11 protein-coding genes are annotated in these 11,902 nt (G+C 63.4%); all 11 read right to left on the bottom strand.

Annotation, left to right across the window (positions count from 1 at the left end; all coding sequences use genetic code 11):
* Position 1 precedes the first annotated feature (1 nt).
* The 11 genes from ACX80Z_RS10430 to ACX80Z_RS10480 all read right to left on the bottom strand — a co-directional run bounded on the left by ACX80Z_RS10430 (position 2) and on the right by ACX80Z_RS10480 (position 11,876).
* Positions 2-601: a MarR family transcriptional regulator gene (locus ACX80Z_RS10430; protein ID WP_459315840.1), complete on the bottom strand. Its 600-nt coding sequence runs from the start codon at positions 599-601 to the stop codon at positions 2-4.
* A gap of 87 nt (positions 602-688) precedes the next feature.
* Positions 689-2,053, bottom strand: a complete 1,365-nt coding sequence (locus ACX80Z_RS10435; RefSeq protein WP_459304189.1) for a M50 family metallopeptidase — start codon at positions 2,051-2,053, stop codon at positions 689-691.
* 15 nt (positions 2,054-2,068) lie between these two features.
* Positions 2,069-3,286 carry a 1-deoxy-D-xylulose-5-phosphate reductoisomerase gene (gene dxr, locus ACX80Z_RS10440; RefSeq protein WP_019483484.1) on the bottom strand — a complete coding sequence of 406 codons (1,218 nt, stop codon included), beginning with the start codon at positions 3,284-3,286 and terminating at the stop codon, positions 2,069-2,071.
* A 150-nt stretch (positions 3,287-3,436) separates the two neighbouring features.
* Positions 3,437-4,108 (bottom strand): NAD(P)-binding oxidoreductase, encoded by a 672-nt coding sequence (locus ACX80Z_RS10445; RefSeq protein ID WP_024477006.1) that lies wholly within the window; start codon positions 4,106-4,108, stop codon positions 3,437-3,439.
* A 27-nt stretch (positions 4,109-4,135) separates the two neighbouring features.
* The gene (locus ACX80Z_RS10450) at positions 4,136-4,963 is read right to left on the bottom strand and encodes an HpcH/HpaI aldolase/citrate lyase family protein (RefSeq protein WP_459315841.1); all 828 of its coding nucleotides are present in this window, start codon (positions 4,961-4,963) and stop codon (positions 4,136-4,138) included.
* Positions 4,960-5,466, bottom strand: a complete 507-nt coding sequence (locus ACX80Z_RS10455; RefSeq protein WP_459315842.1) for a MaoC family dehydratase — start codon at positions 5,464-5,466, stop codon at positions 4,960-4,962. The genes ACX80Z_RS10450 and ACX80Z_RS10455 overlap by 4 nt, the downstream gene beginning before the upstream one ends.
* Positions 5,459-6,112 (bottom strand): CoA transferase subunit B, encoded by a 654-nt coding sequence (locus ACX80Z_RS10460; protein WP_459315843.1) that lies wholly within the window; start codon positions 6,110-6,112, stop codon positions 5,459-5,461. The genes ACX80Z_RS10455 and ACX80Z_RS10460 overlap by 8 nt, the downstream gene beginning before the upstream one ends.
* A gap of 3 nt (positions 6,113-6,115) precedes the next feature.
* Positions 6,116-6,961, bottom strand: coding sequence for a CoA transferase subunit A (locus tag ACX80Z_RS10465; protein ID WP_024477009.1), 846 nt, complete (start codon positions 6,959-6,961; stop codon positions 6,116-6,118).
* A gap of 34 nt (positions 6,962-6,995) precedes the next feature.
* Positions 6,996-8,156: an acyl-CoA dehydrogenase family protein gene (locus ACX80Z_RS10470; protein WP_459315844.1), complete on the bottom strand. Its 1,161-nt coding sequence runs from the start codon at positions 8,154-8,156 to the stop codon at positions 6,996-6,998.
* A gap of 16 nt (positions 8,157-8,172) precedes the next feature.
* Positions 8,173-10,266 carry an acetyl/propionyl/methylcrotonyl-CoA carboxylase subunit alpha gene (locus tag ACX80Z_RS10475; RefSeq protein WP_459315879.1) on the bottom strand — a complete coding sequence of 698 codons (2,094 nt, stop codon included), beginning with the start codon at positions 10,264-10,266 and terminating at the stop codon, positions 8,173-8,175.
* A gap of 5 nt (positions 10,267-10,271) precedes the next feature.
* Entirely contained in the window at positions 10,272-11,876 is a 1,605-nt protein-coding gene (locus ACX80Z_RS10480; protein WP_459315845.1) for a carboxyl transferase domain-containing protein, read from the bottom strand.
* Between the last annotated feature and the right edge of the window lie 26 nt (positions 11,877-11,902).

Below are 11,902 nucleotides of genomic sequence, written 5' to 3' on the forward strand. Positions count from 1 at the left end.
GCTATTTCCGGAGAGCAGCATCAGCCCGGCGCAGGAGCACGGCGGCTGCGGGTCGGGCTGCCCATTCCTCCACCCATGCCGAGCGGGCCACGGCTTTACTGACGGCCTGGGACGTGATGCCGAGGTGCCGCGCTGCGACGGTTTGGGTCCCCCACTTGCCTGGTTCCAGGAGGTCCAGGATGCGCCACTCGGCTGCGGTCCGTTTCATGACGTGCAGCCCAATCAGCATCAGGACTCCTTCGGCTTCGGCAGTCCCGGAACCACCCTCCACCGCAACAGTGGCACGATCCCCTGCCTTCTTGGCCCGTTCGACCGCCGCGCGCGCAGCGACAAACGCGTCGCCCCTCCCCTCCCGCGCGGTGGCTGGTAGCGGCAGTTCGACGTCGCCTACCCCGATCCCCACATACCAGTTGCCGGCCCGCAGGCAGAGCAGCGTGGCGTCGACCACTGCCTCTGGAGAGTCGAGAACACCCTGTGCTTCATCGCCCACGGAGCGTTCGAAGGGTACGACGGATGGGACCTGGCGCAACAGGTCGAGCAGGCCGGGGACGCCGTCGTCGGCCTGTGAGCTCCCCTTCTGATCGATTGTCATCACAAACATGGTTCAACCTTATGCGGGTGTAAATCAAATAACAACCTATTTAGCGCTCAAATTGATTTACAACCACTTTGGGGCCGGCGTTGCCCGTCAGCCGAAGAGATTCACCGGTTTCACAATGTCCGCGTAGATCAGCAACGCGCCCATTCCCATTAGAAGAACTGCAACGACATAGGTGAGCGGCAGGAGCTTGGCCATGTCGAAGGGACCGGGATCCGGACGTTTGAACAACCGTGCGACGGTCCTGCGGACGCCTTCCCAGAGCGCCCCGGCGATGTGTCCGCCGTCGAGGGGCAGCAAAGGGATGAGGTTGAAGACAAACAACGCAATGTTGACACCGCCCACCAGCCCCACGAGGGTTGCCAGGCGGGATTCGACAGGAATCTCGTCCATCGCCGAAACCTCACCGGCAATCCGACCGACGCCCACCACGCTGATGGGGCCTTCCGGGTCGCGGGGTGCATCGGAGAACGCTGCCTGCCCCACCTCGACAACACGCTGCGGGAGATTAATCACCACACCGGTTACTGCGACGATGTTATCCCCCACCGCGGGAAGCACGTCGCTTGGCGGACCCGGAGCCAGTTCCTGCTGTGAGCCGACGCCGATGAACCCGACGGCTTCGAGGACTTGGGTGCCATCGGCGTTGAGTTTAGGCCGTCCGTCAATGTCGGGGACGGGCCGTTCGGTCAGCAGCGGGGTGATGGTGGTGCTGACGGTTTCGCCGTCGCGGAGGTAGCTGATGGCGGTCTCGTCGCCCGCCGTGTCGCGGATCCAGGCGGACAGTTGGGTCCAGTCCGTCACATCCTGACCGTCGTAGCTCACCACCCGGTCACCGGGTTGCAGGCCCGCGTCGAACGCGGGGGCGGCGGGGTCCTCGTCGGTGCAGGCAGTTTGACCGGTGGAGGCCTGCTGGCTGGCTGGCACCACGCACTCGTAGACCTCGGACACCGTGGTGGTGGCCTGTGGCGAGCCGAACCCCATGATGAGGATGGCAAACATGATCACGCCGATGATCAGGTTCATCACCGGCCCGCCGAGCATGATGATGATGCGTTTGTAGATCGGCAGCTTGTAGAAAACCCTGTCCTCATCGCCAGGACGGAGCTGTTCCGCGGCCGCCTGCCGTGCGTCAGTAGTGAGCTGCTGAAACATTCCCGTGCTGGAGGGGCGGACGGCAGTGCCGGTGCCGGTGCCGTCGCCGTCGTCGACCCTGGCGGGAGGGAACATGCCGACCATCGAGACGTACCCGCCCAGGGGAATGGCCTTGAGCCCATACTCGGTGTCTCCGCGGCGGCGGGAGAAGAGCGTTGGACCGAACCCGATCATGTACTGGGTGACCCGGACCTTGAAGAGCTTGGCGGGGACAAGGTGCCCCACTTCGTGGAGCGCGATGGACGCCGCAATACCTATTGCGACGAAAAGCACTCCCAGAACGAAGAGCAGAATGGACAACGTGGTTCCTTTGGCTTAGCTGTACTGATCCTGCACACCACAACGAATTCGGGCGAGTGTGCGTGCCCGTTTCTCGGCGTCGAGCACGCTGCCGAGAGTGAGCGGCCCGCCGTCGTCATGCTCGGCGGTGACGGCCTCTACCGTATCCACAATCTCAGTGAAACCTATTGCTCCGCTGTGAAAAGCCTCGACAGCTTCCTCGTTGGCTGCGTTGTAGACCGCCATTGCCGTTCCGCCCCGCTGCGCGGCCGCTTTGGCGAGCCTAACGGCGGGGAACGCTTCTTCGTCGAGGGGCTCGAAAGTCCAGGTCGCGGCCGTGGTCCAGTCGCAGGGGGTTGCCGCTCCCGGGACGCGGTGTGGCCAGCCGATGCCGAGGGCGATGGGCAGGCGCATATCCGGGGGCGAGGCCTGGGCGATCGTTGACCCGTCGCTGAACTGCACCATTGAGTGAATGATCGATTGGGGATGAACGACGACGTCGATCCGCTCCAGCGGGATGCCGAAGAGCAGATGCGCCTCGATAACCTCAAGCGCCTTGTTGACCATGGTGGCGGAGTTGGTGGTGACCATTTTGCCCATGTCCCAGGTGGGATGCGCCAGGGCCTGCTGCGGGGTGACATTTTCGAGGTCTTTTCTCGCTTTGCCGCGGAAAGGGCCGCCGGAAGCGGTCAGGATCAGCCGGTCCACTTCGCCTGCTGCGCCGGAGCGGAGGCACTGGGCGATGGCCGAGTGTTCGGAATCCACTGGGACGATCTGGCCGTCGGCTGCGGCATCCTGGACCAGCTGACCGCCGACAATGAGGGATTCCTTGTTGGCAAGGGCGAGTAGGTGTCCGGCCTTTAGCGCCGCCAACGTAGGGGCAAGTCCGATGGATCCGGTGATGCCGTTGAGGACGACGTCGGCGTCGGGCCAGGCGGCGAGGTGGGTGGTGGCATCGGGGCCAGTGAACAGGACCGGGGAATAGTTCTTGGCGGACGACGTTTTGGCGGCTGCTGTGCGGATGGCGTCGCTGAGTTCAGCTTCGGTGCTGGTGGCTGAGGCGACTGCCTGGGCGTTGGTAGCGACGGCTTGCTCGGCCAGAAGCGGCAGATTTCCACCACCGGCTGCGAGGGCTGTGACGATGAACCGTTCGGGCGCCTGGCGGATGACGTCGATGGCCTGCGTTCCGATCGAGCCGGTGGATCCGAGGATGACAATCCGGCGGCGTCCTGTGTCAGGGGCAGTGAATTCCATGGTTTAAGTATCGCGCACGCGGATGTGCCGTGCCGGCGGAGTCTCTCAGCCGCAGAAACGGCCCGCAGGCTCAGGACCGCCCGTTGGAAGGGCAGTTTCTGAGCCTACGGGCCGTTTCTTTGGCTACGGGCGTCTACTTGGCCGGTTGGCCTAGCGGTTGATGGACGCCAGCGCGTCCGCGATGGTTTCTTCGCCGGAGATTACCTCGAGTACTTGCCGGTCCCCCAGCTTCGTCTCAAGCAGAGCCGCGATGACGGTTGCCACATCCTTGCGCGGCACCGATCCCTGCCCGGTCTTTGACGAGAGGCGCACCCGACCAGTTGCTGCGTCGTCGGTGAGTCCGCCGGGCCGGACGATGGTCCAGCTAAAGGACGAGCGTGCCGCCAGATCCTCTTCTGCGGCTAGTTTCGCCTGAAGGTAGGCGTAGAAGATGTCGTCAAGGCCGTCGGGGCGTTGACCGTCTCGAACGGAGTCGGCTCCCATCGATGACACCTGAACGAATCGTTTGACCCCTGCGACTTCAGCTGCATCGGCCAGCAGCACCGATGCTCCGCGGTCGACTGAGTCCTTGCGCTCGGCGCTGCTCCCTGGACCAGCTCCGGCTGCGAAGACAACTGCGTCTGCTCCCGATAGCACTTTGGCGAGCTCGTCTGCTGTGCTCGACTCGAGGTCGACCACTGCTGGCGTGCCGCCGTCGTTCTCAATGTCCTTGTTGTGGTCCGGATTGCGCACCAATCCGACAACCTCGTGACCCTGTTGAACAAGTTGGCGGGTGAGTTCGCGGGCAATTTTTCCGTGGGCTCCTGCTATCACTGTTCTCATACTGGGGTAACGGCGAATGGGGCCCGCCTAATTCCCGGGAGCCTGAATGTCGCCGGACCTCGCCAGGGTCTGCTCGGCGTGACGGAGAATCGGACCATCAATCATCCGACCCCGAAATTGGAAGACACCGCCGCTGCTGGCTGCCTCGGCCAGGATGGACCGGGCATAGTCGACTTCCTCGGAAGACGGCAGATAAGCCTCGCTGATGATTGGCGCCTGGCTTGGATGGATACACGCCTTCGAGCCGAACCCTGAAGCGACAGCATCCCGCGACTCTGCGGTCAACCCGTCAAGATCGCCGATGTTGATATAGACCGCATCCATTGCCGCCTTGCCTGCAGCTGCAGCCGACAGCAGCACATGGGACCGGGCATGCAACGCAACCTGACGATACGACCCGTCCTCGTTACGGCTCGAGGACCCGCCCAACGATGCCACCAGGTCCTCGGCACCCCACATCAACGCCACCACATTGGGTTCGGCTGCAATCGCCTGAGCGTTGAGCACACCGGTAGCCGTCTCACACAGAGCGATCACCGAAAAAGCACTCAACCCCCACAGATCGGCCGCAGATTCGGTTTTCGCCAACATCACCGTGCGGTACGCCGTGTGCTTTAGCATCTCGATGTCCAAAGCAAAGTCGGTTGTCGAGGCCGGGTTGACCCGGACGATGGTACGTTTCGGGTCCAGCTGGCTCGCGGCCACCGCTTCTCGTGCCGCCGGCTTATCCCCGGGAGCCACTGCATCCTCAAGATCGAGGATCACCGCACTTGCCCGGTCGGCCGCTTTGCCAAATCGCTCCGGACGGTCCGCCGGACAGAACAAAAGGGCTGGTCCCATGGTGAAACTGGTCATGAATCCGAGTGTCCTTCCCTGGTCCACATCAGCACACTCCGGGTCAGCGTCGCGACGACGGTACCCTCCTGATTGCGGCCGGTATGTTCCATCGTGACGATGCCCTGACCGGGCCTGGACGACGACAGCCGCTTCTCGATCACCACAGTCTCCGTGTACAGGGTGTCGCCATGAAACAACGGGTGAGGGAAACGCACATTGGTCATACCCAGCTGCGCGACGATGGTCCCCTGAGTCAGCTGCGGAACCGACTGCCCGACAACAGTTGCCAGGGTCAGCATTGAATTCATCAGACGCTGGCCAAAAGGCTGGGATTCACTCCACGCTGCATCGAGGTGGAGGGCCTGGGTGTTCATTGTCATGGTCGTGAACAGCACGTTGTCAGTCTCGGTCAGGGTCCGCCCCGGCTTGTGCGAATAGATCACTTCGGTGTCGAGCTCATCGAAGTACAGCCCGCGCTGTTCAATGACGGTCCGCTGTGGGTCCGCCGGCTGCTCAGCCATTCAGGTCGACCTCCAGTGGAGCGCCAGTGGCGGCGATGACCTCATCGACGCTCACTCCGGGCGCCGTTTCACGCAGCACCAGGGTGCCACCGTTGCGGTTGGGGTCGACGTCGATCACCGCGAGATCGGTGATGATCCGGTTGACGCACCCCTTTCCGGTCAACGGAAGTGAGCAGGAGCTGACAATCTTGGGCTTGCCGCTGCGGTCGACGTGTTCCATCATCACGATGACCCGCTTCGCGCCAAAGACCAGGTCCATGGCTCCGCCCATGCCCTTGACCATCTTTCCGGGAATCATCCAGTTCGCGAGGTCACCATTCGCCGCAACCTCCATGGCGCCGAGCACAGCCACGTCGACGTGCCCACCCCTGATCATGCCGAAGGACGCAGCCGAATCGAAGAAGGCAGCCCCGGCGTTCACGGTCACGGTTTCCTTGCCGGCGTTGATCAGATCCGGGTCAAGTTGCGCTTCGGTGGGATAGGGCCCGACGCCGAGAATACCGTTCTCGGAGTGGAGCACCACCTCGACGCCCACGGGGATGTAGTTGGGAATCAGGGTAGGCATGCCGATACCCAGATTGACGTACTGCCCGTTCTCAAGTTCCTGGGCAACGCGCGCTGCTAGTTCGTTACGTGTCAGTGCCATGTCTCAGACCGCCTTCGCCGGGTTGGAACTATCGGATGCTTCGGAGAACAGCGCCTGCTCGGAAGACTGTGCCGGGCCGGAAGGCTCTGACTGCTCGGCCGCAAGCGACACCGTGCGCTTTTCGACTCGCTTCTCCGGATCAGCAGCAAGCACCACCCGCTGGACAAAGATTCCAGGGATGTGTACCTGCGCCGGATCAAGTTCGCCGGGTTCAACCAACTCCTCGACCTCCGCGATGGTGATCTTCCCGGCCTGGGCGCAGAGCGGATTGAAGTTCATTGCTGTGGCATGGAAGACAAGGTTGCCGTGCCGGTCACCCTTCCAGGCATGAACCAGAGCGAAATCGGGGTTGACCGACTCCTCAAGCACATAGTCCTGCCCGCCGAAGGTGCGCACCTCTTTTGGCGCTGAGGCGACGGTGACGTTACCGGCGTCGTCGTACTTCTGCGGCAAGCCACCTTCGCTCACCTGCGTGCCAACGCCAGCAGGAGTGTAGAAGGCGGGAATCCCGGCGCCGCCGGCGCGCAGCCGCTCGGCCAGCGTGCCCTGCGGAGTCAACTCGACCTCGAGTTCACCCGAAAGGTACTGGCGGGCGAACTCCTTGTTCTCCCCCACATAGGAGCTGATGGTGCGACGGATCCGTCCGTCAAACAGCAGGACGCCGAGGCCCCAGTCGTCCACCCCGCAGTTGTTGCTGATCGTTTCGAGATCGGTGGTGCCTTGCTGGTGCAGCGCGTCGATCAGGGCCACCGGAATCCCGCAGAGCCCAAACCCGCCCACGGCCAGTGATGCACCATCGGGGATATCGGCCACTGCCTCGGCGGCGGTCGCAACAACTTTGTCGATCACTGTAACTCCTTAGGTACTGGCGTGGGGCGTGCTGCTATAGACCGAGTTCCCGAGCGATCAGCATCAGCTGAACCTCGGTCGTGCCTTCACCCACCTCGAGAATCTTCGAGTCGCGGTAGTGACGTGACACGGTGAACTCGTTGATAAACCCGTATCCACCGAAAATCTGGGTAGCATCGCGGGCGTTGTCCATGGCAGCCTCACCAGCCACCAGCTTAGCGATGGAAGCCTCGGTCTTGAACGGCTTGCCGGCGAGCATGCGCGAGGCGGCGTCGTAATAGGCCAACCGCGCGGTGTGCGCACGCGCCTGCATCCGCGCAATCTTGAACTGGATCGACTGGAAAGATCCGATATTGGTGCCGAAGGCCTGACGCTCCTTGGCGTACTTGATTGACTCTTCGACACAGCCCTGGGCGGCACCGGTGGCGAGCGCCGCAATCGCGATACGTCCCTCATCGAGGATCTGCAGGAAATTCGCATAGCCGCGGCCGCGGGTACCCAGCAGATTCGCTTCGGGAACGTGGACATCGGTGAGGGTGAGCGGGTGGGTGTCCGAGGCGTTCCAGCCCACCTTGTTGTAGGCCTTCTCGGCCTTGAAGCCTGGCGTATTGGTCGGCACCAGGATGGTCGAGATTTCCTTCTTGACGGAGCCATCATCGCGCGTGGTGGTGTCGGTGACCGCGGTGACGGTGACCAGCTGGGTGATATCGGTACCGGAGTTGGTGATGAACTCCTTGGTGCCGTTGATGACCCACTCGCCGTTCTCGAGCTTCGCCGTCGTCTTGGTCCCTGACGCATCCGAACCGGCCTCCGACTCGGTCAGGCCAAAGCCGCCGAGCACCTTTCCGCTGGCCAGCAGCGGCAGCCATTGACGCTTCTGCTCCTCGCTGCCAAACCGGTAGACCGGCATCGCACCGAGTGACACGCCGGCCTCGAGGGTGATGGCCACTGACTGGTCGACCCGGGCGAGCTGCTCCAAGGCGAGGCAGAGGGCGAAGTAGTCCCCACCCATGCCGCCGTATTCCTCGGGGAAGGGCAACCCGAACAGGCCCATCTCGGCCATCTGGTCGACGACGGCGTACGGGAAGCTGTGCTCCTCGTCATGCTTGGCCGATACTGGCGCAACAACCTCGTCGGCGAAATCGCGGACGGTGTCTACCAGATCCTGGTATTCCTCGCTGAGTTCAAAGTTCATGACTTGCGTTCTTCTTTCATTCGGGTGTTCCTGCAGCGTCGGGCTGAATTTCTGTCGCGTGGATGCGTGCAACGATCTGGTTGGCTTTGACCAGGTCGCCGGGTTGGAGGTGGATCGATACGGTTCCGGCGACCGAGGCGGTCAGCTGGTGTTCCATCTTCATGGCCTCGACGCTGAGCAACGTCTGGCCGGCCTCGACCGTCTCACCGTCGGCAACAGATACCGAGGTGACCGTTCCCGGCATGGTTGAGCGAATTTCGGGGTCAGTCGTCCCCTCAGCGCGAGCAAGCTGCGAAAGCTGGGTTTCGAGCCGCTCGGTCCGGTTCAGGATCCGTACCGACGTCGACCATCCGGCGTCGGAATACCAGAGGGTGCTGCCGTGGTGGTCGGTTGACGCTGAACGTTCGATTACCGCCCGACGCCGGATGCCATCCACCGTTGCAGCGCCCCGTGCCCGGTCATAGCTGACGGACCGTACTGGACCGTCGCCACCGTCGCCGAGACGGACGTCATACCCCGCACTGGTGGGCTGCACGAGCACCTCCCGCACATCGCCGGGCGCGACGGCGAGATGCAGCGTTCGAGGTCGCGGCGTCCCCATCCGCCACCCGTCCCGGCGGGCCCAGGGCGAGCCGACTGGGTGGAAACTCGCCGGTTCGGACGTCGAGCTGCCAGCTTCGACTGCTGCGAGGACTGCGATTTCCTCATCGGAAATGTGGCGGAACTCCAGCCCGGGCAGCTTGCGTTCGATCATGGTGGTGTCGAGCCGGCCGGCGCGGACGTCGTCGTCGTTGATCAGAAGCCTGAGGTACTCAATGTTGGTCTTGACCCCCACCACCACGGTGTCGGCGAGCGCCCGATCGAGACGGTTCAGGGCTTCAGTGCGGTTGCGCCCCCAGGCGATGATCTTGGACAGCATCGGGTCGTAGCTGGCCGAAATTTCCAGTCCGCCGAGCAGCGAACTGTCAACGCGGATCCCTTCGCCGCCCGGTTCGGCGAGCTGGCTCACGACGCCGGTCGACGGCAGGAACTCGGCTTCGGGGTCCTCGGCGTAGACCCGTGCTTCGACCGCGTGGCCGGTGAGTACGACGTCGTCCTGGGACAGGGTGAGTTTCTCACCGGCAGCGATCCGCACCTGCCACTGCACCAGGTCGACGCCGGTAACCATCTCGGTGACAGGGTGTTCCACCTGGAGACGCGTATTCATTTCCATAAAGAAGAACTCATCGGGCGCATCGGCCGATACGAGGAACTCGACGGTTCCCGCTCCGCTGTAGTCAACGCTGCGGGCCGCGTTGCATGCAGCTTCGCCGATCCGGGCCCGGGTCGCCTGGTCAAGCAGCGGCGATGGAGCCTCTTCGATGACCTTCTGGTGCCGGCGCTGCAGCGAACACTCCCGCTCGCCCAGATGAATCACGTTCCCGTGGTTGTCGGCGAGGATCTGGACTTCGATGTGTCGCGGCGTGAGGATCAGGCGTTCCAGGAACAGGGTGTCGTCGCCGAAAGCCGAGGCGGCAACGCGGCGCGCGGTCGGCAGGGTCCCGGCGAGGTCCTCCTCCCGTTCAACGACATGCATTCCCTTCCCGCCGCCGCCGGCCGAGGGTTTGATCAACAGCGGGTATCCGACGTCGGCTGCAGCGTTCAGCAGTTGCTGATCGGTCAGGCCGGGCCGGGCGATGCCGGGCACCACCGGCACACCATAATCCATCACATGATTCTTGGACCTGATCTTGTCGCCCATGATATTCAGCGCATGCACCGACGGACCAATGAAGGCGATGCCTGCGTCGCTCAGGGCCTGGGCGAAGGCCTGGTTTTCGCTGAGGAACCCGTAGCCCGGGTGCACCGCCTGCGCGCCGGTGCGTCGGCAGGCGTCGAGGATCGCGTCGATGGACAGGTAGCTCAGCGCTGGCGACGCGGGCCCGATCCGCACCGCCACATCAGCTTCACGCACGTGGAGGGCACCGGCGTCGGCGTCGCTATAGACCGCGACAGAGCGAATGCCCAGCGCCCGGAGGGAGCGGATCACCCGGCACGCAATTTCCCCGCGGTTGGCGACCAGCACGGTATCGAACAGGGCAGCGTCAGTGGTTGGTTCGATGGGTAACATCTCGCTCACATCCGGAAAAGGCCGAAGGAGGTGTCCCGGACCGGCGCGTTGGCACAAATGTCCAAGGCGAGGCCGAGCACCGTGCGGGTATCCGCGGGGTCAATAATGCCGTCATCCCAGAGTCGGGCCGTCGAGTAGTAGGGGCTTCCCTGCTCCTCGTACTGGTCGCGGATCGGGGCTTTGAACGCCTCTTCGTCCTCGGCGCTCCACTCGTCGCCGCGGCCCTCAAGCTGATCCCGCTTCACTGTGCCCAGCACCGCCGAGGCCTGGTTCCCGCCCATCACCGAAATCCGGCTGGAAGGCCACATCCACAGGAATCGCGGCGAATAGGCCCTCCCGCACATCGAGTAGTTTCCAGCACCGAAGGACCCGCCGACAACGACCGTCAGTTTGGGGACCCGGCAGGTGGCGACCGCCGTCACCATCTTGGCGCCATTCTTGGCAATGCCCCCGGCCTCGTAATCGCGGCCAACCATGAACCCTGACAGGTTCTGCAGAAAGATCAGCGGGATTCCCCGCTGGTCGCAGAGCTCGATAAAGTGGGCGCCCTTGAGTGCCGACTCGCTGAACAGGACGCCGTTGTTGGCGACGATGCCCACCTGATGGCCGTGCAAGGTCGCGAAACCGGTGACCAGGGTGGCGCCGTATTCTTTCTTGAATTCGTGGAACCGGCTGCCGTCGACGAGCCGGGCAATAACCTCGCGGGCATCATAGGAGGCGTTGACGTCGGTGGGAACCGCTCCGTAGACCTCGTCGGGGTCGACAGCTGGTTCGGTGGAGGCCGTAATCTCCCAGGCCTGCGGGTTCCGCGGCAGGGTCGAGATGATGTCACGCACGATCTCCAGCGCGTGGGTATCGTTCTCCGCCAGGTGATCGGTGACCCCCGAAATTTTCGAATGAACGTCTCCCCCACCCAGCTCCTCGGCGGTGACGATCTCGCCGATTGCCGCTTTCACCAGGGGCGGGCCGCCGAGGAAGATGGTGCCCTGGTTACGGACGATGACCGTCTCATCGCTCATGGCCGGAACATACGCTCCACCGGCGGTACAGGACCCCATGACCGCAGCAATCTGCGGGATCTTCCGGGAAGACATGGTGGCCTGGTTGAAGAAAATCCGGCCGAAGTGCTCCTTGTCCGGAAACACCTCGTCCTGTTTGGGTAGGAACGCTCCGCCGGAGTCCACCAGGTAGACACAGGGCAGGTTGTTTTCCAGCGCAATTTCCTGGGCTCGCAAATGCTTCTTCACCGTCAGGGGGTAGTAGGTACCGCCCTTGACGGTTGCGTCGTTGGAAATCACCAGCACGTGGCGCCCGTGGATCAGGCCGACGCCGGCGATCACCCCGGCCCCGGGGCACTCGTCGTCGTACAGTCCATTGGCAGCCAGCGGTGCGACTTCCAGGAAGGGGCTGCCGTCGTCGAGCAGTTGGTCAATGCGCTCCCGCGGCAGGAGCTTGCCGCGGGCGACATGACGTTCCCGTGACCGCTGCGGTCCGCCGAGGGAAGCCTCTGCGAGGCGTTCGCGCAATTCGGTGACCAGTTGGCGCTGTGCAGTATCGTTCTCGCGAAAGCCGGGGCTGGTGGGATCTACCTGGGATGTCAGCGTCTGCATGGGGTCTTTCCCTGACTGGTTGCTCG

Source organism: Arthrobacter sp. TMT4-20, assembly GCF_054510775.1.

Excerpts from the sequence above, each read along its gene's own strand:
- ACX80Z_RS10430 (WP_459315840.1), bottom strand. The coding sequence starts at position 601 with ATGTTTGTGATGACAATCGATCAGAAGGGGAGCTCACAGGCCGACGAC.
- ACX80Z_RS10475 (WP_459315879.1), bottom strand. The coding sequence starts at position 10,266 with ATGTTACCCATCGAACCAACCACTGACGCTGCCCTGTTCGATACCGTG.
- ACX80Z_RS10455 (WP_459315842.1), bottom strand. The coding sequence starts at position 5,466 with ATGGCTGAGCAGCCGGCGGACCCACAGCGGACCGTCATTGAACAGCGC.
- ACX80Z_RS10480 (WP_459315845.1), bottom strand. The coding sequence starts at position 11,876 with ATGCAGACGCTGACATCCCAGGTAGATCCCACCAGCCCCGGCTTTCGC.
- dxr (WP_019483484.1), bottom strand. The coding sequence starts at position 3,286 with ATGGAATTCACTGCCCCTGACACAGGACGCCGCCGGATTGTCATCCTC.
- ACX80Z_RS10460 (WP_459315843.1), bottom strand. The coding sequence starts at position 6,112 with ATGGCACTGACACGTAACGAACTAGCAGCGCGCGTTGCCCAGGAACTT.
- ACX80Z_RS10445 (WP_024477006.1), bottom strand. The coding sequence starts at position 4,108 with ATGAGAACAGTGATAGCAGGAGCCCACGGAAAAATTGCCCGCGAACTC.
- ACX80Z_RS10450 (WP_459315841.1), bottom strand. The coding sequence starts at position 4,963 with ATGACCAGTTTCACCATGGGACCAGCCCTTTTGTTCTGTCCGGCGGAC.
- ACX80Z_RS10470 (WP_459315844.1), bottom strand. The coding sequence starts at position 8,156 with ATGAACTTTGAACTCAGCGAGGAATACCAGGATCTGGTAGACACCGTC.